This is a genomic window from Agriterribacter sp., assembly GCF_035445465.1.
Classification (GTDB): domain Bacteria; phylum Bacteroidota; class Bacteroidia; order Chitinophagales; family Chitinophagaceae; genus Agriterribacter.
Genome location: NZ_DAOMQT010000019.1, coordinates 1 through 21402, shown reverse-complemented (window position 1 = coordinate 21402; position 21402 = coordinate 1). Strand labels below are relative to the sequence as shown.

General features: G+C 43.8%; 24 protein-coding genes. 16 read left to right on the top strand and 8 right to left on the bottom strand.

The annotated features are described in order from the left end of the window. The first annotated feature begins 15 nt into the window (after positions 1-15). The 3 genes from PLE34_RS11385 to PLE34_RS11375 are packed head-to-tail and all read left to right on the top strand — an operon-like array spanning position 16 to position 2139. Positions 16-1272: a sugar MFS transporter gene (locus tag PLE34_RS11385; RefSeq protein ID WP_324556979.1), complete on the top strand. Its 1257-nt coding sequence runs from the start codon at positions 16-18 to the stop codon at positions 1270-1272. A 19-nt stretch (positions 1273-1291) separates the two neighbouring features. Further along, positions 1292-1453, top strand: a complete 162-nt coding sequence (locus PLE34_RS11380; RefSeq protein WP_324556977.1) for a hypothetical protein — start codon at positions 1292-1294, stop codon at positions 1451-1453. After that, positions 1408-2139: an ROK family protein gene (locus PLE34_RS11375; RefSeq protein WP_324556976.1), complete on the top strand. Its 732-nt coding sequence runs from the start codon at positions 1408-1410 to the stop codon at positions 2137-2139. The genes PLE34_RS11380 and PLE34_RS11375 overlap by 46 nt, the downstream gene beginning before the upstream one ends. Here the strand turns inward: PLE34_RS11375 and PLE34_RS11370 are convergent. Next, positions 2134-4470, bottom strand: a complete 2337-nt coding sequence (locus PLE34_RS11370) for a glycoside hydrolase family 95 protein (protein ID WP_324556975.1) — start codon at positions 4468-4470, stop codon at positions 2134-2136. The two genes, PLE34_RS11375 and PLE34_RS11370, sit on opposite strands and share 6 nt — an antisense overlap. A 304-nt stretch (positions 4471-4774) precedes the next feature. Here PLE34_RS11370 and PLE34_RS11365 point away from each other — a divergent pair, with 304 nt between their 5' ends. Beyond that, a complete protein-coding gene (locus tag PLE34_RS11365) occupies positions 4775-5416 on the top strand; it encodes an RNA polymerase sigma factor (RefSeq protein ID WP_324556973.1) in 642 nt (213 codons plus the stop codon). Between the two features lie 41 nt (positions 5417-5457). On the opposite strand, the gene PLE34_RS11360 is transcribed toward PLE34_RS11365, so the two are convergent. From PLE34_RS11360 to PLE34_RS11345, 4 genes are read right to left on the bottom strand one after another with little or no spacing between them, the layout of a single operon-like run. Continuing rightward, positions 5458-6108, bottom strand: coding sequence for a response regulator (locus PLE34_RS11360; protein WP_324556971.1), 651 nt, complete (start codon positions 6106-6108; stop codon positions 5458-5460). Positions 6109-6143: 35 nt separating this feature from the next. Further along, entirely contained in the window at positions 6144-6986 is an 843-nt protein-coding gene (locus PLE34_RS11355) for a sensor histidine kinase (protein WP_324556968.1), read from the bottom strand. Positions 6987-7021: 35 nt separating this feature from the next. Beyond that, complete coding sequence (locus PLE34_RS11350) at positions 7022-7705, bottom strand: hypothetical protein (RefSeq protein WP_324556966.1); 684 nt, start codon at positions 7703-7705, stop codon at positions 7022-7024. A 22-nt stretch (positions 7706-7727) separates the two neighbouring features. Beyond that, the gene (locus PLE34_RS11345) at positions 7728-8108 is read right to left on the bottom strand and encodes a hypothetical protein (RefSeq protein ID WP_324556965.1); all 381 of its coding nucleotides are present in this window, start codon (positions 8106-8108) and stop codon (positions 7728-7730) included. Between the two features lie 758 nt (positions 8109-8866). Between PLE34_RS11345 and PLE34_RS11340 the strand changes: the two genes are divergently transcribed. From PLE34_RS11340 to PLE34_RS11330, 3 genes are all read left to right on the top strand, one after another. Next, positions 8867-9532, top strand: coding sequence for a response regulator transcription factor (locus PLE34_RS11340; protein WP_324556963.1), 666 nt, complete (start codon positions 8867-8869; stop codon positions 9530-9532). Between the two features lie 151 nt (positions 9533-9683). Beyond that, entirely contained in the window at positions 9684-10358 is a 675-nt protein-coding gene (locus tag PLE34_RS11335; RefSeq protein ID WP_324556960.1) for a response regulator, read from the top strand. A 43-nt stretch (positions 10359-10401) separates the two neighbouring features. Next, the gene (locus PLE34_RS11330; RefSeq protein ID WP_324556958.1) at positions 10402-11247 is read left to right on the top strand and encodes an aminotransferase class IV; all 846 of its coding nucleotides are present in this window, start codon (positions 10402-10404) and stop codon (positions 11245-11247) included. 9 nt (positions 11248-11256) lie between these two features. On the opposite strand, the gene pnuC is transcribed toward PLE34_RS11330, so the two are convergent. The 3 genes from pnuC to mqnB all read right to left on the bottom strand — a co-directional run bounded on the left by pnuC (position 11257) and on the right by mqnB (position 13623). After that, the gene (gene pnuC / locus PLE34_RS11325) at positions 11257-11943 is read right to left on the bottom strand and encodes a nicotinamide riboside transporter PnuC (protein ID WP_324556956.1); all 687 of its coding nucleotides are present in this window, start codon (positions 11941-11943) and stop codon (positions 11257-11259) included. A 127-nt stretch (positions 11944-12070) separates the two neighbouring features. Further along, positions 12071-12931, bottom strand: coding sequence for a 1,4-dihydroxy-6-naphtoate synthase (locus PLE34_RS11320; RefSeq protein WP_324556954.1), 861 nt, complete (start codon positions 12929-12931; stop codon positions 12071-12073). A 26-nt stretch (positions 12932-12957) separates the two neighbouring features. Then, positions 12958-13623 carry a futalosine hydrolase gene (gene mqnB, locus PLE34_RS11315; RefSeq protein WP_324556951.1) on the bottom strand — a complete coding sequence of 222 codons (666 nt, stop codon included), beginning with the start codon at positions 13621-13623 and terminating at the stop codon, positions 12958-12960. 99 nt (positions 13624-13722) lie between these two features. On the opposite strand from mqnB, the gene PLE34_RS11310 reads away from it, so the two are divergent. The 9 genes from PLE34_RS11310 to PLE34_RS11270 all read left to right on the top strand — a co-directional run bounded on the left by PLE34_RS11310 (position 13723) and on the right by PLE34_RS11270 (position 21232). Further along, positions 13723-14133 (top strand): 6-pyruvoyl trahydropterin synthase family protein, encoded by a 411-nt coding sequence (locus tag PLE34_RS11310; protein ID WP_324556949.1) that lies wholly within the window; start codon positions 13723-13725, stop codon positions 14131-14133. Positions 14134-14193: 60 nt separating this feature from the next. Then, positions 14194-14607: a 6-pyruvoyl trahydropterin synthase family protein gene (locus PLE34_RS11305; RefSeq protein WP_324556948.1), complete on the top strand. Its 414-nt coding sequence runs from the start codon at positions 14194-14196 to the stop codon at positions 14605-14607. Between the two features lie 50 nt (positions 14608-14657). Next, positions 14658-15254, top strand: a complete 597-nt coding sequence (folE, locus tag PLE34_RS11300; protein WP_324556946.1) for a GTP cyclohydrolase I FolE — start codon at positions 14658-14660, stop codon at positions 15252-15254. A gap of 84 nt (positions 15255-15338) precedes the next feature. Continuing rightward, complete coding sequence (locus tag PLE34_RS11295; RefSeq protein WP_324556944.1) at positions 15339-16274, top strand: glycoside hydrolase family 43 protein; 936 nt, start codon at positions 15339-15341, stop codon at positions 16272-16274. Between the two features lie 131 nt (positions 16275-16405). Next, positions 16406-17296: an ACP S-malonyltransferase gene (gene fabD, locus PLE34_RS11290; protein ID WP_324556942.1), complete on the top strand. Its 891-nt coding sequence runs from the start codon at positions 16406-16408 to the stop codon at positions 17294-17296. Between the two features lie 192 nt (positions 17297-17488). After that, positions 17489-18448 carry an iron-sulfur cluster repair di-iron protein gene (gene ric / locus PLE34_RS11285; protein WP_324556941.1) on the top strand — a complete coding sequence of 320 codons (960 nt, stop codon included), beginning with the start codon at positions 17489-17491 and terminating at the stop codon, positions 18446-18448. 222 nt (positions 18449-18670) lie between these two features. Then, positions 18671-20029 carry an NAD(P)/FAD-dependent oxidoreductase gene (locus PLE34_RS11280; RefSeq protein WP_324556939.1) on the top strand — a complete coding sequence of 453 codons (1359 nt, stop codon included), beginning with the start codon at positions 18671-18673 and terminating at the stop codon, positions 20027-20029. After that, positions 19977-20426 carry a hypothetical protein gene (locus PLE34_RS11275; protein ID WP_324556937.1) on the top strand — a complete coding sequence of 150 codons (450 nt, stop codon included), beginning with the start codon at positions 19977-19979 and terminating at the stop codon, positions 20424-20426. The genes PLE34_RS11280 and PLE34_RS11275 overlap by 53 nt, the downstream gene beginning before the upstream one ends. Continuing rightward, entirely contained in the window at positions 20423-21232 is an 810-nt protein-coding gene (locus tag PLE34_RS11270) for a DUF2249 domain-containing protein (protein WP_324556935.1), read from the top strand. Before PLE34_RS11275 ends, PLE34_RS11270 begins: the two co-directional genes overlap by 4 nt. The last annotated feature ends 170 nt before the right edge of the window (positions 21233-21402 follow it).

Sequence of the window (21402 nt, the reverse complement as noted above, 5' to 3'; positions counted from 1 at the left end):
CCTTAAATACCTGAAATGAAGCGCAGCAATTACACAGTGGGGTTAATTATGCTCACTTTTTTCGTGATCTCTTTTCTTACCAATATTACAGGCCCCCTCGTTCCCGATATTATAAAGGGGTTTAACCTGAGCCTCACACTGGTAGCCCTGCTTCCTTTTGCTTTTTTTATTGCCTATGGGGTGATGTCCATTCCATCGGGTATGCTGCTTGAAAAATATAACGAGAAGAAGATGATGACAGCAGCTTTTTCCGTTGCGTTTTTTGGGTCGCTGATCCTTGCGCTTTCGCCCAATTATCTCAGCGCTGTATTATCGTTGTTCTTGATTGGCTGCGGTATGGCCATATTGCAGGTCGTTATTAATCCGCTGCTCCGCACTGCAGGCGGAGAGGAGCACTACGCATTTAATTCCATCCTGGCGCAATTGATCTTTGGGCTTGCGTCATTTGTAAGCCCATTGGTATATTCCGGCATGGTGTCTAAACTCCAGGGGCAGGAAATACCAGGCGGGCTAATGGCCGTGCTGCAGCAGCTTACGCCGGCGAATCTTCCATGGATATCACTCTACTGGCTGTTTGCCATTATTTCATTGGTAATGATCGCTATTATCCTCGTTTCCCGCTTTCCCAAAGTGGAGCTGAGCCAGGATGAAAAAGCAGGTGCCTTCCAAACCTATATTGACCTTTTTAAAAAAAGAGTGGTTATCCTTTACTTCATTGCGCTGTTCTGTTACGTAGGCGCTGAACAGGGTGTGGCTAACTGGATCTCACAGTTCCTGTTTACTTACCACGGATATGATCCGCAAAATACAGGCGCGGAGATCGTGGCTTATTTCTGGGGGCTGATGACGGCGGGCGGCATACTGGGGCTTTTGCTGGTTAAGCTCATGGATAGCCGGAAAGTATTGATCCTCTTTACTGCGCTGGCGCTGGTATGCTTAACGTTAGGGTTATTTGGCCCAGGCAAAGTAGCATTGGTTGCCTTTCCGCTGGTTGGTTTTTTTGCATCGGTAATGTATCCCATTATTTTTTCGCTTGCCTTAAATTCCGTGAAAGAGCATCATGGCTCCTTTGCAGGGATTTTGGTTACCGGTATAGTAGGAGGTGCGGTGGTGCCGCTTATTGTAGGATCGCTGGGCGACATGGCCGGGTTGCGTTATGGTATGTTGTTTATTTATATTCCCGTTGGCTATATCCTGAGTATTGGTTTTTGGGCAAGACCTATTGTTACCAATAAAATCATCACCCGGAAAAAGAAAGCAGCCATTCATTAGCCATACAAAGGAAATATATATGAACCCAAAAGTAATTATTGGTATAGACCTCGGCGCAACGAACATCAGGGGCGGGCTGGTAACCGGGGAGGGAATTACCGGCACGCAGCAAGGGCTATACGCAGTAAAGGAACTGTGGACGAAGTTTTACAGGATATATTTGATATTACCGGTTTGCTGATGAACGGATCCGTGGCGGGCATTGGTATTGGCGTGCCGAGTGTAGTAGATGTGGAAAAAGGTATCGTGTATGATGTGCAATATATTCCCTCCTGGAAAGAAGTGCCTTTGAAGGAAATTATGGAAGAGCGATACGGGATACCTGTTTTTGTGAATAATGATGCCAATTGTTTCGCCCTGGGGGAGTTTTATTTCGGTAAAGGCATTGGCGCCGATCACATGATCGGGCTTACCATCGGAACAGGCATTGGTGCAGGAATAATAATTAACCGGCGTTTATATGCCGGGCCCAACTGTGGCGCCGGAGAGTTTGGTATGGTGGATTACCTGGATCGTTGTTACGAATATTATGGAAGCGGGCAGTTCTTTCAAAATGTGTATCAAACAGATGGGCAGACAGTATTTGAGCGGGCAAAAGCAGGCGATGTACAGGCGCAGCAATGGTATGCCGAAATGGGAACGCATTTGGGCAATGCCATAAAAATGATATTATATACCTATGATCCGCCGCTGATCGTTTTTGGCGGCTCCGTACGGCATGCCTATCCTTATTTTCAGCACACCATGTGGGAACGCATCAACAGCTTTGCCTTTTCAAAATCGCTGCCGCGGTTGCGCATTGAACTGTCTGAGCTGCATAATAGCGGCATACTCGGCGCTGCCGGGCTTTACTATAATGCATTATAGCGCAACAGTATTATCTCCTTTCTTTAATGGCACCTGTAATACTTTATTTCCATAACGGATGGCATGGCTTCCTGCCTTGTCGGCTGTTATAATAAGCCGCGTAAGCTCTCCCGATCGCCAGCTCATGCTAACGGTATAACCGCCTCTTGCACGCAATCCCTTGATGCTTCCGCTAGGCCAGGCAGAAGGCAGGGCAGGTAACAGGTGTATCTCGTTGTTCTGCGACTGCAATAACATTTCGGCAATACCTGCCGCACCACCAAAGTTTCCGTCAATCTGAAATGGCGGATGTGTGCTTAACAGGCTGATCAGTGTGCTTTTTTGCAGGAGGGATTGTACCTGTTCGCCACATTTTTCACCATCCTGCAGGCGGGCATAAAAATTAATGATCCAGGCTTTGCTCCATCCCGTATGTCCGCCACCGTTAGCCAGGCGGCGTTCAATCGTTTTTTTTGCTGCGGCGTATAGTTCCTGCGTTTGCGGCGATATGAGGTTTAGGGGATATAGCCCCAGCAGGTGCGACATGTGGCGATGCCCCGGCTCCACTTCTTCAAAATCTTCTATCCATTCCTGTATCGTACCGTTAGCGCCAATTTTAATGGGAGGAAGCTGCTGTTGTGCCGCTTTAACCCTGCTTACCAAATCCTCATCAGCCTTCAACAACGTGGCAGCATGTATAAAATGATTGAAGAGGCCGTGGATGATCTCTATATCTATGGTGCTGGCGTAGCATAACTGTGAACTTTCCTTCTTGTTGGTACCCGGAACAAAAAAAGCGTTTTCGGGTGAGTGCGAAGGATTCGTAACCAGGTATCCTTCCGGGGAAGGAATTAAGAAATCGAGTACAAATGCTACGGATCCTTTAATAACAGGATAGGCGGTATGGCGGAGGTAAGCGGTATCGCCGGTAAATTCGTAATGCCGGTACAGGGGAAAGGTCATCCAGGGGCCAGCCATAGGCGATACGCCCCAAACACCATCTGCCACACCGGTTCTGCCAAAAGCATCCGTTAAATGGTGCAGCGTCCACCCGCTGGCGTTATACATTTCCTTTGCAGTAGCTGCTCCGGGAACGGTTAGCGCCTGCATAAAATTTGCAAGAGGTATAGTGGTTTCAGAAAGATTACCGGTTTCCGCAGGCCAATAATTCATTTGCAGGTTAATGTTGGTATGAAAATCGGCATTCCACGGGGCGTTATACAATTCATTCCAGATGCCCTGCAGGTTAGCAGGTAGCTTGCCGGGCTGGCGCGATGAGCCCATCAGCAGGTAACGGCCATACTGGTAGTATAGCACGATGAGCCCACGATCGGTTATTCCGGCTTTAACCTGTTCCAGTCTTTTATCAGTGGGTAATTTATTGTAGGTATCTTCTCCCAGCGTAAAGCTTACCCGGTCAAAAAAAGAGCGGTGATCTTTTACATGCATTTGTTTTAGGGTAGCGGGAGAAAAGCCGGCAGCCTTATTGAGCTTTGTTTTGCAAATAGCTAACGGATCAATAGCAGCATCGAAATTTAATTGATCGAAATTATAATCGGTGGCGCCCGTTACCAGCAGCACAATGTTTTTTGCAGAACTAACGTGGTAACCCGCGGATGAATCAGTCAGGAATGAACTTGCTTTTCCATCGGTATGCATAATCTTCAAAGCGCCTGAAAAGCGCATATGCTTTCCTGCCGGGCCGGCCTCCGGGTCTTCTTCGTCTTCAATTTGCCCGTTAAACCAGGCCATATCTCCTTCACTTTTATATTCGTGGGTATCTTTTTCGCGCGACAGGAAAAATTCCACATCAAAAGGGCGGGCAGCACGGATGCTTACTACAATCACATCCTGCGGAGCTGAAGTGTATACTTCCTGTATTATGGTATTGCCGTCTACAGTATATGTTGTTGCGGCTATGCCGGTATTAAGCGTTAAGTAGCGCTTATATTGCTGCACAGCCCCTTTCCAGGGATAGTTAATAAAGAGGTTGCCGAGTGGCTGGTAAGAGCGCACCCTGGGTGGTGTGCCTACCAGGTACCGGGTTGAAAGATCAAGCGCGTTTTTATATGCCCCGTTAAATAAAGCCTTTTGTATTTGTGGCAAGTGCTCCGCTGCACGGGAATTGTTGTTATTGATTTTGCTGCCGGCCCATATGCTCTCTTCATTGAGTTGAATGCGCTCATGATCATGTTTTCCAAAAACCATGGCGCCTATACGCCCATTGCCGATGGGCAGGGCATCTGTCCATTGTTGTGCAGGGCTGTTATACCACAATTGCAGATCTTGCTGGGCTTTACCGTGGATACAGGAGAACAGGGTTGCAAAAAGCAATATTATTTTGAATACCATGAGCAATGATTTTAGAAACGGCGCAATCCTATTGCCGGTGAAATATTGGGCAATAATATAGTGAAATACGCAAACCACATCACAGATGCCTTTAATTGGTAAGCCAATTTGTAAATTTGCCTAACCCGGTCACTACAGGAACAATGCCATACGTGACCTTTAATGTGTTTTGTAACTGATTGATCGTTGTCATAAGTGATATTTTTTTGTTGTATACCGTTTAGATTCATAAGCAGGAAAAGGGTACAAAATATTTTTTGAAAGGAATTGTAACGTTTTATCGTTTTTCTAATCTAATAAGCAAATGGATCATCTGACTATCTTACCGCCATCCCAGCTTTCCGATACGGAACTGGTAAACAGGGTGCTATCGGGGGAAAAACATTTATTTGAATGGATCATGCGCCGTTATAACCAGCGCCTTTTCCGGGCGGGTATAGCCATACTCGGCGATGATATGGAGGTAGAAGACGCTATGCAAAACGCCTATATAAACGCCTATCAGCATTTGGCCAAGTTTGAGCACAGGGCGTCATTAAGCACCTGGCTGATAAAAATACTGATCAATGAATGCCTGGCGCAAAAAAATAAAAAAGCACATTTTAAGGTTGTCAACATTGAGTATCATCCGGAAAATATGAGCAGTATGAAAACCCCTTCCCATATTTTAATGAACAAGGAAATGGGTATTGCGCTGGAAGCGGCTATTGCTCACCTGCCGGAAAAGTACCGGCTTGTATTTATGCTGAGGGAGATTGAAGCGCTGCCGGTAAAAGAAACCGGGGATATACTTGGAATAGAAGAAGCCAATGTAAAAGTACGGCTCAACCGCGCGAAAGCTATGCTGCGCCGGAGCCTTGGTGATGATATGAAAGCGCATGTATACACATTTCATCTTACCCGTTGCGACCGCTTAGTAAATTATGTATTGAATTGTATTGCATAGCAGTTCCCTTCCGGAACCCTATGGAATCTGAAGCAAAATGCTTAATCAATTAAATTGTTCTTCACTGCAAAAAATACCAGTCCTGCGGTATTCTTTACGTTATATCTTTCCATCAGCCTGTCTTTGATGGCTTCTACCGTACGGGGGCTGATCTCCATTTTTTGTGCGATTTCTGTAGCGGTAAATTCCATGCACAGCAGCCGGAGCACTTCTCTTTCCTTGTCGCTTATAACCACTTCATTAGTTAATGAAGGAATGGATTTTGTGCGGGCATGCGATTTTTTTAAGAGTACCTTATTCACGAAGTTGTTGAGGTAGTAACCCCGCGCCATTACTTCCACGATTGCCTTTTTAATTTCAGCCGGGTCGGCGCTTTTGAGCAGGTAACCGTTGGCGCCGTTTTCCATAAGATGCGATACAAATCTTTCGTCTTCATACATGGTAAGCACAATAACGTGAAGATGGGGGTATTGTTTGCCAATCGTTTTTGTGGCTTCTATGCCGTCTTTTACCGGCATACGCAGGTCCATGAGCACCACGTCGGGTTCAGCGGCGGGTAAGCCCATCAGCAGTTCTTCACCGTTCTCGGCCTCAAGCACAAATTTAATATTGGTATACTGCCGTAGCGAAAGGATTACACCTTTGCGGAATATTTTGTGGTCATCGGCAATGGCAACTTTAATAATACTCATAGCTTCGGTTGGTTTTTAACGATATAGGATGAATGCTAAGTTATCATTTCATATTCTTCAACGGGAACTTCCAGTGTAACTTTGTAATAGGTTTGCGACATGTCTTTTTCGAAATCAATCTTGGCATGCAATACCCTGGCGCGGCTTTGAATGTTTTTTAACCCCAATCCTAAAGCGCTCTTGTTGAGCCTTTCCACATCCGCCTGGGTGATGCCTCTCCCATCATGATGCAGGCGGATAAAAAACCTGTCTTCATTATAATTTTGTGTAACGTGGATAAAGCTGGCGTTGCTATGCTTTAAAATATTATTGACCAGCTCCTGTATAACCCTGAATACCAGCAGCTCCTGTTCAGGTCTCAATCTTTGGCGGTAATCATGGAACCGGCTGCTGGCGTTCATGCTGCCGGAACCGCTGATCTTTTGGAAGAGATCATTTACCGCGGATTCTAATCCGAAGTTCTTTAGCGTAGGCGGCATCAGGCTGTGTGAAATATTCCGGATAAGCTGTATGGTATCGTCAATGATCTGCTTGGCGTTGTAAATGGCCTGCAGCTGGGTGCTGATATCCTGCTTAACAAGGTTTTCATTTAAATATAAGCGGGCAGTAGCCAGCAAAGGCCCGGCATCATCGTGCAGGTCGGCGGCTATTCTTTGTCTTTCTTCTTCCTGCCACCTGATAGAAGCGTTCAGCAGAATTTTCTGCTGCTCTTCTTCCATCTCCTTCAACTGCAGCTGGTAGCGGATAACCCGGCGCTGGTGAAAGATAATAAAAAGCACCAAACCTATCGCCAAGGCCAGCATTCCCATAGTGCCGAAAAAAAGCACACCGGAGATATTCAACGGGCTGGATTGGTTTGTGATCTGCAGAAGTATCATTGGTTAATCAACGTGGGTTTGGGAATAAAATTATTTTACTTTTTTTTAGTTATTGAAGAAGGCGATTTAATGGTTGTATCCTTTATTAGCATAGCAAACCCGAAAAGCAGGTTTTTAATAATGTACAATGTATCATGAATAAGATCGTATTCGCTTATAAATTGATCTTCTTTCATGTGGCTTTGCGCATAAATGAAGGGAAAAAACGTACCTGCAAAATAGATAATCAAGGCTACGACCACCCAAAAAACAGGAGAAGAATACAGGAAAAGCGAAGTAGGATCACTTACCCTTTCAAAAAGGTAGAAAATGCAATAAATAAGAAATGTCAGTGAAGTAATGCCTGAAGGCACGGAGTCAAAAGAGTTATTTGCGGTGCTAAACAGGTCATAGAGCAAATAGAGCCCGATCAATATGGTTATGACAACGATTCCCTTCTTAAAGGCCCTGGAAACTATTATATTAAAAAAAAGCAGGGAAAACAGGCTGTACTCAAATATGGTGGTTATCCGGCCAATTAAGAAAGTATACTCCCTTGCCTGCCGGTTGGAGAGAACAAAAAAATTAATAAATGCGCTAAAAACCACTATATAAAAAGCTACCCTTAATCCTATATTTTTCTTTGACCTTGCAAAAAAAATGAAAAGAATTAAGGGTAGCAGATCAGATAAAACGGCAATATTGCGTAAAACAGTTGTTATAATGGTATGTTTTTCCAAATATAACAACTATAGCGGGAAATTAAAAACTCCATTCGAACCAGCCATCTCCCGGTTTTTGGGGGGAGAACTTGTTGGCTACCATACCAATTTCTTTAGAAAGGGTGCCATTGTCATTTACAGCGGTATATTCCAGGATGGCTTTACCGCGTTTATCAACGCCTACAAAAACATAGGTTTGCTCACCTTTGGCGTTAAGCGCTTTATACATGTTTATGCCAATGCAGTCGGGCTGGGCAAGTATTTTTTCAATAACAGTGCGGCCTACAAAATGCGCTTTGTTTTCGCCAAAGCGGTCGTAATAATCTTTTACCATTTTGGCTCCCAGTTCAATACCAATGTGTTCGCCAATGTTTTCGTGTAAGCGCTGGCCTTGTTGTACCAGAACATCATTTTTTGTCATAGTTGTAAAGTTTTTGTGGTTTGAGCGTATTAAGGATTGATGTATGTCAAAAATGATCGCTAATCATCAGATTTACAAGAGCTTAAAACGGGATAAAAACTGTCTTTGGGGCTGTAATACAGGAAGGGACTGCATTTTAAGGGGATAGCAGGCACAGGGTATGAGATAAAATAAGGTAAATTTACTTTTGGAAATTCGTATTTTTACTATATTTTTAAACGTAAGATTTCCTGTTGGAAGACAGCACTGGCTTAAGCCTGCCTTTCGAAATGGGAAAAAGAGAGTTTACTTCTGTATAACAATATGTTATGTAGCAGAAGTAAAAAGCAAGTAAAGTTACTGGAAAGAGGTTAATGGATTTGAAACGGGGAATGAATTATTTTCTTTCAGGGAAATGAAAGTTGATTGACATTGGATTTTGCTTTCAGTTCTTCACAGACATTGGAATGAATTATTGGACGGTTTCAGGACATTGGATTCAATTTGAGGTTGCTGAATCCCCGCCAATCAACTTCAAAACAAATGTAAGGTGGCCACTTTTCTCTGTCAAGAGCAGTTTTGCCCTTTTTGTTTCTTTCAGTAAATACTTAATGTTTGATTGTTATACTTATATTAGGTTACGTGTAGTTAATGCAGATATCCGTATTTTAACCAAGGGGTATTACTATAGTATAATTCTTGTGATTTACGAAGTTTGCAAGTAATTTAATTAAGTATCAGGCGTTAATAAAAAGTAACTTATACCAATTTAATATCCAATGACAGCAACCAGCAATTATGAGATTAAAGTAGCGATCGCCGATGATCATAAAATTTTCAGGGATGGCATCAAAATGGCAATGGGGGGAAAGGATTATCTTAAGATAATTTGGGAAGCAGAGAATGGAAAGGACCTGATGCACAAAATGAAAATAAAACTGCCGGATGTGTTACTCATGGATATTAGAATGCCTGAAATGGATGGCGTAAATGCTATTTCGCTGATCAGGAAAGAGTATGAAGCCATAAGAATTATTGTGCTTACCATGTATGATGACCAGGAAATGATCTCTAAAATGATGGAGATGGGAGCCAATGCCTATCTTACCAAAACTACCGACCCGGAAGAGATATATAATGCCATATTAACCTGCATGAATGATGATTTTTACTTTAATGATCTTGTGAACAAAGCCGTTCTCCTAAAGTTGCAGCATAAAAAACAGATCAAACAGTATTATCCGAACCCGGTTAAATTCAATGAAAAAGAGCTGAAAATATTAAAACTGATCTCGGAAGATAAAACAACAGAAGAAATATCTAAAGAGGTATATCTCAGTCCGCGTACCATAGAAACCGTAAGGCAAAACATGAAAACAAAAGTAGGAGCCAGAACCATAGCAGGTTTGGTAGTGTATGGCATGCGCAACAGGCTGATTGACTGAGGTTGTAAAAAGCAATTGATAAATGCGGTACAGTAAATTTACGGTCGCGATAATCAGGTATTTATACAATCGTAATTTCCCCATTTTGTTATAAAATTGCAGATATTACCTGTATCTGAACATTTTAAAGAAAGCAGTAAAGAAATATTTAATGAAAACCCAGGATCCCGGAACCAGCCTCAAAGTAATTATAGCCGATGACCACGTACTGTTCAGAGCCGGCGTAAAAACAGCGCTTAGTCTTAAAAAAGACATCCGTATAATAGGTGAAGCAGATAATGGCCAGCAGCTATTACATCTGCTGAAGCATCTTGAACCCGATGTTATTTTGCTTGATATTCAAATGCCTGTAATGGATGGTATTACCGCGCTCCCTGAAATAAAAAAACTTTACCCCGGTATCAGGATCATCATGCTTACCATGCATAATGATCATTCCATGATCTCCAGGCTCATGGAACTGGGCGCTAACGCCTATCTTACAAAAAATTCAGATTCTGAGGTCATTTACGAGGCCATCAGAACCTGCTATACCAATGAATATTATTTTAATGACCTCACCAACAAAGCACTGCTCGATGGGCTGCGCACCAAGCGTAGTGCAGATACCTTTTCTTCTGCAGAGGTGAAGTTAAGCGACAAGGAAAAACATATTTTAAAATTAATGTGCGATGAAAAAAGCACAAAGGAGATCGCCGATATGGTAGATCTCAGCCCCCGCACCGTGGAAGCCATACGAGATAAGCTCAAATCTAAAACCGGCGTAAAATCTATGGCCGGACTGGTGATGTATGCTGTTAAGTCAGGTATCATTGAGAATAAGTAATTTTATCTTATATTTTTTGATGCTTACTTAATTGCTTTCTGCTATGCCGGGTTATTTTGTACATAATGGTCAGCTTTTTCGGGAAGGAAAAGCCGTTATTTCTCCCGATAACCGCTCGTTCCGCTACGGCGACGGGCTGTTTGAAACCATGCGCGTTATTAATGGTAATATTTTACTGAAGGCCTTACATTTTGAAAGATTACTGCGCGGCATGAAACTGCTGCAATTTGATATTCCCGAATTTTTTACGGCTGCCCAGCTGGAAGAGGATATTGTATCGTTGTGTAAAAAGAACAGGATAGCGGATAAAGCGGTTATTAGGCTGGTGGTATTCAGAAGCGATGGCGGGCTGTATGACCTCGAAGATATGCGGCCCAATTATATCATACAGGGTATGGCCTTACAGCAATATCCTGTAACACCGGGTGGTGATGGCGGTCTTGTTATAGATATTTACCCGGACGCCTCAAAAGCCTGTAATGTTTTTTCGGAGGTGAAGTCCAATAACTTTTTGCTGTATGTAATGGCGGCTATGTATGCGCGGCAAAACGGGCTGGGCGATTGCCTGATCCTGAACCAATACGGGCGCATTGCTGATGCAACCATAGCCAATGTTTTTTGGATCAAAAAAAAGGTGATACATACTCCACCCTTAGAAGAGGGTGGTATAGCGGGTGTTACACGCAGGTTCCTTTTGGAGCAGCTTCCTGCAGCCGGGTACACCGTTAATGAACAACCGTTAACGCTTGACGATATTTTGGATGCAGATGAAATATTTCTCACCAATGCGGTTAGGGGTATACGTGCTGTTGGCAAATGCAGAGACCGCAGTTATTCATCTTCGCTTACAAAAGAAATTCACAGTTGGCTGATGGATAAGTGGAAATAGGGAATAATATTAGGCTGCTGAGGGCTGCTCCTTACCGTTAGCCGCATAGCTTTTGTATTCCTTCATCCAGTGCCATAATCCGAATGAAGCAATTAAAGTGAAGATGAAATATTCTATACTGTAAAATTTCACCCCTTTTATGAAATACAGGCAGGTGGCCACAATATCCACCACTATCCATATCACCCAGCATTCAATCTTTTTTTGTATCATGTAAAAAGTAGTTACAATGCTCATTACCATAATAAAAGAGTCAATGTAGGGGTAGGCGCTGGGCAATGCAAAAACAACGGGGAACCAATGATGCAGGTTGCTGGCCGATTTGCCCAGTATAAAAGTACCGGCAATACCAATGGTAATGGTTAGCCACAGCTGGCCTTTTTTCATGTAACTGACTTTTAGCTCCTGCCTGCTGTCTGCTTCGCCCGGCCGGGGATGAGCCCAGCGCCACCAGCCTATAATATTGGTTACAAAAAAGAAGGCCTGTAAAAACATATCCGGGTAAAGCTGAATCTGGTAATACAGTATAAAAGCCAGTACAACATTCACAATGCCTGCAGGCCAGCTCCATATATTGGCTTTTGCCGAAAGCCATACCGCCAGCAATCCAAAAAGCACTCCAAAGAATTCAATATAGCTCATGGCGTATCCCAGTATGTTGAAGAACTCGGTATGGACGCTGAAAAAATAGTTCACTAAAAAGCTGTTTAAAATTAGTTTTTAATATAGCCACTGACTTGTTTCTTGCCGCGAATGTCACAAATGGGGAGGAATTATTCGTGGAAATTAGTGTGATTCCTGTCCGTCCGGCAGGCGGGCGTGGCTAAAGAGACTGTATAAAGATATCATTTATCATTCCCGCTGCCTTTTTCCCCTGTTCATTTATTTCAATGAATCGCTTTACCGCTTTCCTTCCGTCTGCTCCCAGGTTTATGGAATACTGATTTACATACAAATCAATGTGCCGGCGCATCACTTCCTCCTCCATTTCCTGCGCATGCTGCACAACATAAGGAGGAAGCAAAGGGTAATTGCCAAATGCGTATTCAACGCTTTGCCTTATCAGTGCGTTGAGCTTTGATTGTATTTCCGGGCTAAAGCTCCGGCGCGTTACAATGCCTCCTAACGGTATAGGGTAACCGGTTCGCTTTTCCCAGTAATCGCCCAGGTCCATCAGTTTAAACAATCCTCTTTTTTGATAGGTGAACCGGTTTTCATGAATAATTACGCCGGCGGTATGGCCTGCCGCAGCCGGCGCATGCAGCAAAAAATCTTCGATTTCATTAAAAACTTTAAATATTTTTTTCTTTGCATTGGGGAAGGCTAATGAAAAGAGCAAATGAGCGGTAGTGTTTTCTCCGGGAATAGCTATTGTATAGTCGTTCATGTTTGGGATATCGCTGCCGGGTTGCGCGGGTTGACCGGATATGAGCAGCGGGCCAACCCCTTTTCCCAGGGCGCCGCCACTTTGCAGCACAACATAATGCTGCAGCATCAGGGGCAATGCCCCGCAGCTCACTTTACTTACATCTAATTTGCCTTCTATAGCCCATTCGTTAAGGGTTTGCACATCTTCCAGCACCACTTCAAAAGACAATCCTTTGGTATCCATTTTGCCATTGACCAGCGCGTCAAAAATAAAAGTATCGTTAGGGCATGGCGAAAATCCAAGTGTAAGTTTCATGTTTTAAGGAGTTGTTTAAATAGCCTTTAGTCCTGGTTCAGGAACTGGTGCATGACCACAATCAGTTCCCGGTTTAAATGATCAATGGCTTCCTGCATCCGCCATTTTGTTTTATCCCTTTCACCCACGAAATTGGAAACGGCTCTCAGCTGGATGAAAGGAACGGCTTCCTGCAGGCAAACATAATGCAAAGCAGCGCCTTCCATGGATTCAATTACTGCACCATACTTTTCTATAAGCTGCTGCATCCTGGCGGCGCCGGTGGTTATTTCATTAATGCTTACGCCTCTTACCGCGGGCAGCTTTATTCTTTCCATAAGCTGCCGGTGCGGGTTTGTCAGCATCCTTCCCGAAAAAGGAAATATATTTTCTTCAGCCAGGTTCAGATCAAAAATATCGCTGAATTCGCCGCCTTCTTCCACACCCAGATCTCCCATCACCTCTTCGCGGATCATAACAACAGCACCCGGCGGATAAAAAGGATGCAGGCTGCCTCCTATGCCTGCCTGAATAACGATATGGGGCCGGTTTGCGCTTATGTATTTGGTAAGCGCGTAAATGGTATTAACCATTCCTGCGCCTGTTATCAGCACATGGGTATTGCAGTTTTTACGATAATACATTTTTTCGGCGAGATACTCCCTGGTCGTTTGAATTTCACCGGGAGTGGCTGCCGTTAACAGGATGTTCATGATACAAATGTCTGTATTTCGGTTATGATATGACGCCAGTACACTGGGTTTTTACCGGGCTTCCCTGTTAAATCCTAACTTTGCCAAAATTTTTCAGGTATGGTGTACCTCACCCGTGTGGAACATTTTAATGCGGCGCATAAATTATTTAACCCCCAATGGAGCAGGGAAAAGAACGAAGCGGTGTTTGGCAAATGTGCCAACGAGAACTGGCATGGCCACAATTATGAATTGTATGTAACCATTAAGGGAGCGCCCGATCCGGATACCGGTTTTGTGCTGGACGTAAAAAAATTAAGCGGGATCATAAAAGCGCATGTGCTGGAAAAAGTAGATCATCTTAACCTGAACGAAGATGTGGATTTTATGCGTGGCAAAATGTGTTCAACAGAAAATCTGGCAGTAGCCATATGGGAGCAGCTTGAGGCGTTTCTTCCGCACGAAGTGCAATTGCATGCTGTAAAGCTGTACGAAACCCCAAGCATTTTCGTGGAGTATTATGGCAGATAAACCGGTGATGTATCATCATTTGAACGATATATGTATTTTTGACGGGAATGAATAGAAAATATGAATAAAAAAGTAGCGGTTTTCAGGAGAGAGCGTTTTAACGCAGCTCACCGGTTATATAATCCCCGGTGGGATGATGCTACCAACTTTCGCGTGTTTGGCAAATGCAGCAACCCGCATTATCACGGGCATAATTATGAACTGGAGGTAAAGGTAACCGGTGAGCCACAGGCAGATACCGGGTTTGTAATGGATATGAAGGTTTTATCAGACCTGGTTCAGCAACATGTGGTGGAGCGCTTTGATCATAAAAACCTGAATCTCGACACGGCAGAATTTAAAGAACTTAACCCAACAGCAGAGCATATTGCTATGGTCATATATGACCTGCTGCGGCCCCATATTAATAAGGCACACGACATGCAGGTACGGTTGTATGAAACACCCAGGAACTTTGTAGAATACCCGGCCTGATGTACAAACCATTCTCAGTTTTTATACTTTTCAAATTCTCAAATTGATATATGGCATATAAAAAGGTAGAGCAATACGATGAAGCGTCCACTTTGTTGCTAACGGAAAACTATACTAAAACACTCAGGCTGCTGGGAGAAAACCCCGAAAGAGAAGGATTGCTGAAAACGCCAGAACGCATGGCAAAAGCGATCCAGTATCTTACGCAGGGCTATAATATGAGCGCCGAAAACATCCTGAATTCGGCCAAGTTTCATGAACCGATGAGCGAAATGATCATTGTAAAAGATATTGAGCTATACAGCATGTGCGAACATCATATGCTGCCTTTTTTTGGTAAGGCGCATGTGGCGTATATTCCAAACGGCTGGATAACCGGCTTAAGTAAAATTGCCCGTGTGGTAGATGTATACGCCCGCCGCCTGCAGGTGCAGGAAAGGCTGACCACGGAGATATTAGATGCTATTAAAAACACACTACAACCCTTAGGTGTTGCCGTGGTTATTGAGGCCTCTCACTTATGTATGATGATGAGAGGCGTGCAAAAGCAAAATTCCGTAACCACTACCTCCGCCTTTTTTGGCGAGTTTGAGAAGGGCGAAACCCGCAGTGAATTTATCAGGCTGATAGGTTCTTCATTGCATTAGTTATTATAATTACGCAAACGAAAAATACCGGGTATCTTTTTGTACCCTGGCGGCATACATTTAAATTTCAGATTTCAAATTCCAATGAAACAGGTTGTTATTTTTTTTAGCCTTATGATGACGGGGGTCTTTTATGTTGAGGCGCAGGATAAGGAGGTGTATATGTTTAGCTATTTTAAAAATAATGGCGAAGATGGCCTGCACCTGGCATATAGTAAGGATGGGTATACTTTTACTGCGCTTAAGCAGGATAGCTCTTTTTTAACACCACGGGTTGGAAAGGATAAGCTCATGCGCGACCCCTGTATTATACGCGGGGCGGATGGGCGGTTTCACATGGTATGGACGGTAAGCTGGGGCGAGCGGGGAATAGGGTATGCTTCATCGCCCGACCTGGTGCATTGGAGTGAGCAGCGTTACCTGCCTGTAATGCAGCATGAGCCCGGTGCGCTGAACTGCTGGGCGCCGGAGCTTACTTATGATAGTAAGAAGAAGCAATACATGATTTACTGGGCAACTACTATACCCGGTCGTTTCCCGGCAACAGATACTACGGGCGATGGAAATTATAATCACCGGATGTATTATACAACTACAGAAGATTTTGAGCAGTTTTCACCCCCGGAAATATTGTACGATAAAGGCTTCAATATAATTGATGCAACCATTCAGCCCCGGGGTAAAAAATTTTTCATGTTCCTGAAAGATGAAACCAAAAAGCCTGTGCCGCAAAAAAATATCCGCATTGCCGTAAGTAATCGTATCGGTTCAGGGTATAGTGTGCCGTCGAAGCCCATTACAGGAAGTTACTGGGCCGAAGGTCCAACAGCTATTTTAATTAAAGGAAAGTGGTTTGTATATTTCGACAAATATGCCGATCACCGGTATGGAGCGGTAGTTTCATCCAACCTCAAGCAATGGACGGATATTTCCGGTAAAATTTCTTTTCCGGCAGGGGCACGGCATGGTACGGTATTTAGCATAACAGAAAAGGAGTTTCAATCTTTCTTCAGGCAATAATATATTTGATCGGTACTATTATGGAGCAAGTAGCGTATCGTCTGTGAAATCCCTTTATTTTTGGAAAATAAAATGATTACGATCCTGCCAGGCATATTTTTTAGCCGGTTAAACCAATAAAATATTTCTAAATGAAACACGCATATGTATTTCCCGGACAAGGTTCGCAATTTGCCGGAATGGGTAAGGAACTGTATGAAACCAGCAGCACGGCAAAAGCTTTGTTTGAAAGCGCCAATGATATAGCCGGTTTTCGTATTTCCGATACTATGTTCCATGGTACAGATGAAGACCTGAAGCAAACCAAAGTAACCCAGCCGGCGGTGTTCCTGCACTCGGCAATCCGGTTTATAACACTGGAGGCGGTTGTTCCCGATATGGTTGCGGGCCATTCACTGGGCGAATTTTCTGCACTGGTGGCCAATAAAACCCTGGCATTTGAAGACGCGCTGAAATTAGTGATCGTTCGGGCGCAGGCCATGCAAAAAGCGTGTGAGCTACAGCCTTCCGCTATGGCCGCAGTGCTGGCATTAGATGACGCGAAGGTAGAGGAAATATGCGCTGCCATTCAGCAGGAAACAGGAGAGATTGTAGTGCCGGCCAATTACAACTGCCCCGGACAATTAGTAATAAGCGGATCGGTAAAAGGAATTGAAATAGCCTGCCAGCGCATGAAGGAAGCAGGCGCTAAACGGGCATTACCGCTGCCGGTGGGCGGCGCGTTTCACTCACCCTTAATGGAGCCCGCCAAAGCGGAACTGGCAGCGGCTATTGAAGCTACGGCTTTCAGCATTCCTTCCTGCCCAGTATACCAGAATGTAACGGGGTTGCCCGTTACGGATCCCGCGGTAATAAAAAAGAACCTGGTAGCGCAGTTAACCGGCGCGGTTAGATGGACACAGAGCATACAAAAAATGATAGCCGATGGCGCCACACGGTTTACCGAAGTGGGCCCGGGAAAAGTATTACAGGGGTTGATTGTAAAAATTGATAAAACGGCTGTGGTGGAAGGAGCAAACTAAGCTGCCTGGAAAAAAGTAAAGCTGCAACTGATTGGCGGAAGCTTTTGGAACTGACTTTAATCATGTAATTACCGGAAACTGATATAAGATCGTCACTAAACTGTAAAAAATAAAATAATAAAAGTATTTAATTACTTTTATTATAAAAAGGTTTAGCTTTGCGCTATAATTAAAACTTAAAAGCGCACAGATATGGACACGATCACAGAAAACATACTCAACGTAACCTTACTGGAACCCCGGCAAAAGCATCCTACCATTTTTGCCCGGTTCGATGACCTGGAAGAAGGGGAAAGTCTTACCATTCATAACGACCACGATCCCAAGCCGCTCTATTACCAGTTGCTGGGGGAAAGAGGTAATATCTTTATATGGGAATACCTTGAAGAGGGCCCGCAATCATGGAAGGTTCGCATCAGTAAACGTATTACGGGTGAAAATGAAGAGACCCTTGGAGCTATTGCCGCTAAAGATCTGCGTAAGGCCGAAGTATTTAAGAAGTATGGATTAGACTTTTGTTGTGGCGGTAAAAAAACAGTAAAAGAAGCCTGTGCGGAGAAAGGAATTGATGTAACTAAAGTAGAGAAGGAGCTGCAGCAGGCCGATAAGAACCCTTCTGTGCGCCCTTTACCATACAATGACTGGAGCCTTGATTTCCTGGCAGATTATATCGTAAACACGCACCATAGCTATGTACGTAAAACATTACCCGATATAAAAGGGTATGCTTTAAAGGTAGCACAGGTGCATGGCGCACAGCACCCGGAGCTCATCCCCATTCAGCAACTCGTAGAAGAAGTGAATAAAGAACTGAGTGAACATCTGGTGAAGGAGGAGAAAATATTATTCCCTTTCATTAAGGAGCTGGTAATGGCAAAAGACAGGAGCCAGTCGCCGCGTGCGGTGCAGTTTGGCAGTGTACAAAATCCCATACATATGATGGAGGCTGAACATGAAACGGCCGGCAAATGCCTGGAAGAGATCAGAACGCTGAGCAATAATTACACTTTGCCTGAAGATGCCTGTGCCAGTTACAGCCTGCTGTTTAAGATGCTGAACGATTTTGAAGAAGACCTACATATTCATGTTCATCTTGAAAATAATATCCTGTTTCCAAAAGCGATAGCACTGGAGAAGCAGTTGAACCCATGAAGCGCCCTAACCCTAACCAAAGCCGCCATCAGACCATTGTCGCGTTTCCCAGCCTGATATTGTTTAGTTATTCTATGGAAGATGTGGCAGGGTCTGAACGGCCGGCGATTCCCAGAACGATAAGCATGCGTAAATAAATGGTTGTACCTGAGCATGGCAAAATAAGCCAGAACCAACGCGTATGAGCGAATAATTTTTGAGACGTCATTAAAAGATGATATCATGGAAATTCCTGGCAAGTTATCAACACAGCAGAGAGTGGTAATAGTAGGAGCAGGCTTTGCAGGCCTTACCCTGGCAAAAAAATTATCGCCTGCATACTTTCAGGTGATACTGATTGATAAGAATAATTATCACCAGTTTCAGCCCTTGCTTTACCAGGTGGCTACGGCTGGCGTGGAACCTAATAGCATTAGTTTTCCGCTGCGTAAAGTATTTCAAAAAAAGAAAAATGTATTTATCCGCATCGCCGAGGTTATAGCTGTTCATCCAGGCGATAAAAAAATATCTACTTCAACAGGAGAGTTGGATTATGATTTTCTGGTATTGGCCCATGGAGCTGCTACCAATTATTTTGGTATGCCGGATATAGCCCAAAATGCCTTTTCCATGAAATCGGTATCTGAGGCATTGCTTTTGCGCAATACCCTGTTGCAAAACTATGAGCAGGCGCTCATTACCGGAAACAAAAAAGAAAAAGCAGCGTTGTTAAATATTGTGATTGTTGGAGGTGGCCCAACCGGGGTTGAGCTGGCAGGAGCCATAGCCGAAATGAAAACACAGATTTTACCCCGCGACTATCCTGAGCTGAACTTTAATAACATGAATATTCATCTTATTGAAGCTGCTCCGCGATTATTAAATGGAATGAGCGGGAAATCTGCCGCCAGGGTTAAATCCTATCTTAAAACGCTCAGGGTTAAAGTGCATAACGGTATTTCGGTAAAAAGTTATGACGGCTATGCGGTAACATTAAGCAACCACACCACTTTATACAGTCATTGCCTCATTTGGGCGGCAGGCATAAAAGGCAAACCGTTAAAAGGAGTGCCTGCCGAAAATGTACTGTCTAACCATAGTATTGAAGTTGATGAATTTAACCGGTTAAAAGGCCACCGGCATATCTTTGCGCTGGGCGATGTGGCAAGGATGCAAACAAAAGCAACCCCCAAAGGATATCCCCAGGTTGCTCCTGTAGCGATGCAGCAGGCTGTGCAACTGGCCGCCAATTTACAAAGACTGATTCGTCAAAAAGGAATGAGACCTTTTACGTACAGGGACAAGGGAGCCATGGCTATTGTGGGAAGGAACCGTGCTGTAGCGGAAGCGGCAGGAATAAAGCTAAGCGGCTTTGTGGCATGGATGGCCTGGCTGATGGTACACCTGATGTCTATTATCGGTGTTAAGAACCGCTTGTTGATATTAGTAAACTGGATGTGGGAATATATTACCTACGACCAGTCGTTAAGGCTGATCATCAGGTCTTCAGAAAGAAAAAATAAAAGTACAACCAATAAAATCAATGATAATGAAAAAACCACTAATGATTTTAATGCTCACCGGTCTCTTGTGGGCGTGTAATTCAAACGCTTCTCCTGATAGGGAAACGGTTGTGGAGTCTAACGATCATGCACATGAAACCATACTAGCGTTGAATAACGGGCAAAAATGGGAGGCGGATACACCTACAAATGAAAATGTTGAGGCTATCCGCTCAATCGCTCAAAGCTTTGCCGTGAAGCCACATACCGCAATAACAGATTACCATGTATTGGGTTCCGGTTTGCAGAAAGGATTAAACAAAATGATACAGGAATGCAAAATGAGTGGTCCCGATCACGATGCATTGCACCAGTGGTTTGAGCCAATACTGAAGGATGTAAATGAATTGAAGAAAGTCGAAGCTATTGCATCTGCTGAAAAAATATTTCATGCTATTAATGAAAGGCTGGATTTGTATACTCAATATTTTGAATGATGATGATCAATGCCGGTACAAGAATCGCTGCTATTTTAAAGCAGAGCCCTGCAGCGCTGGATGCCATCATAGCGGTTAGCCCGAAATTTGAAAAATTGCGTAATCCCATATTGCGTAAGGTAATGGCGGGCAGAACCAGCCTGGCCATGGCGGCTAAGGTAGGAGGATGTACGGTGGAAGATTTTTTTATGAAGCTTAAACCTTTGGGGTTTGAAACAGATACGGTAACCATTGTAGAAGAAGAAGTGAAAAAGCCATTACCGGCATTTATTAGTACGCTGAAAAAAGAACAGCTCATTGAGCTGGATGTTCGCCCGGTTATCGCTTCGGGAAAAGATCCGCTGAGCATTATTGTTCAGAAAGTAAAAACGATACAGCCGGGGCAGGTGTTAAAGATCATTAATAGCTTTGAGCCAACGCCTTTGATGGCTTTATTGGAAAAGCAGGGTTTTGTTTCTTATGCCGATACGATTAAAGAAGACTGGGTAGAGACTTATTTTTACAAAACCCGTACTGTTGAAACGCCTGTTAAGGATGCGCCTGCCGGCAGCAGTGAAGGATGGGATATGGTATTGGAACAATTTGAAGATCGCATAAAAACTATTGATGTGCGCCACCTGGAGATGCCGGGGCCAATGATAACCATATTAGCATCGCTGGAAACCCTGCCTGCAGATACAGCATTGTACGTTTATCATAAACGTATTCCGGTTTTTTTGCTACCCGAACTGGCCGATAGAAAATTTGGCTACCGTATAAAAGAAATTAGTGACGGAGAAGTACATCTTTTAATATTTAAAGACTAATATGTTTGGCGCATCCATGAGTACAGATCCGGTTAAAACTACTTCATATAAAGTGGTACTGCCTTTCTATGCTTATGCTTCCATTGCTTTTTTTGCGGCCACCCTACTTTTGCTTTTTTCGGCGCCGGCATTTGGCCGGCATTATTTTCATCCGCATGTAATAGCTATTA

Bases quoted from the DNA above. Each gene is read 5' to 3' on its own strand.
- PLE34_RS11385 (WP_324556979.1), top strand. From the start codon at position 16: ATGAAGCGCAGCAATTACACAGTGGGGTTAATTATGCTCACTTTTTTC.
- PLE34_RS11380 (WP_324556977.1), top strand. From the start codon at position 1,292: ATGAACCCAAAAGTAATTATTGGTATAGACCTCGGCGCAACGAACATC.
- PLE34_RS11370 (WP_324556975.1), bottom strand. From the start codon at position 4,470: ATGGTATTCAAAATAATATTGCTTTTTGCAACCCTGTTCTCCTGTATC.
- PLE34_RS11365 (WP_324556973.1), top strand. From the start codon at position 4,775: ATGGATCATCTGACTATCTTACCGCCATCCCAGCTTTCCGATACGGAA.
- PLE34_RS11360 (WP_324556971.1), bottom strand. From the start codon at position 6,108: ATGAGTATTATTAAAGTTGCCATTGCCGATGACCACAAAATATTCCGC.
- PLE34_RS11355 (WP_324556968.1), bottom strand. From the start codon at position 6,986: ATGATACTTCTGCAGATCACAAACCAATCCAGCCCGTTGAATATCTCC.
- PLE34_RS11345 (WP_324556965.1), bottom strand. From the start codon at position 8,108: ATGACAAAAAATGATGTTCTGGTACAACAAGGCCAGCGCTTACACGAA.
- PLE34_RS11340 (WP_324556963.1), top strand. From the start codon at position 8,867: ATGACAGCAACCAGCAATTATGAGATTAAAGTAGCGATCGCCGATGAT.
- PLE34_RS11335 (WP_324556960.1), top strand. From the start codon at position 9,684: ATGAAAACCCAGGATCCCGGAACCAGCCTCAAAGTAATTATAGCCGAT.
- PLE34_RS11330 (WP_324556958.1), top strand. From the start codon at position 10,402: ATGCCGGGTTATTTTGTACATAATGGTCAGCTTTTTCGGGAAGGAAAA.
- PLE34_RS11320 (WP_324556954.1), bottom strand. From the start codon at position 12,931: ATGAAACTTACACTTGGATTTTCGCCATGCCCTAACGATACTTTTATT.
- mqnB (WP_324556951.1), bottom strand. From the start codon at position 13,623: ATGAACATCCTGTTAACGGCAGCCACTCCCGGTGAAATTCAAACGACC.
- PLE34_RS11310 (WP_324556949.1), top strand. From the start codon at position 13,723: ATGGTGTACCTCACCCGTGTGGAACATTTTAATGCGGCGCATAAATTA.
- PLE34_RS11305 (WP_324556948.1), top strand. From the start codon at position 14,194: ATGAATAAAAAAGTAGCGGTTTTCAGGAGAGAGCGTTTTAACGCAGCT.
- folE (WP_324556946.1), top strand. From the start codon at position 14,658: ATGGCATATAAAAAGGTAGAGCAATACGATGAAGCGTCCACTTTGTTG.
- PLE34_RS11295 (WP_324556944.1), top strand. From the start codon at position 15,339: ATGAAACAGGTTGTTATTTTTTTTAGCCTTATGATGACGGGGGTCTTT.
- fabD (WP_324556942.1), top strand. From the start codon at position 16,406: ATGAAACACGCATATGTATTTCCCGGACAAGGTTCGCAATTTGCCGGA.
- ric (WP_324556941.1), top strand. From the start codon at position 17,489: ATGGACACGATCACAGAAAACATACTCAACGTAACCTTACTGGAACCC.
- PLE34_RS11280 (WP_324556939.1), top strand. From the start codon at position 18,671: ATGGAAATTCCTGGCAAGTTATCAACACAGCAGAGAGTGGTAATAGTA.
- PLE34_RS11275 (WP_324556937.1), top strand. From the start codon at position 19,977: ATGAAAAAACCACTAATGATTTTAATGCTCACCGGTCTCTTGTGGGCG.
- PLE34_RS11270 (WP_324556935.1), top strand. From the start codon at position 20,423: ATGATGATGATCAATGCCGGTACAAGAATCGCTGCTATTTTAAAGCAG.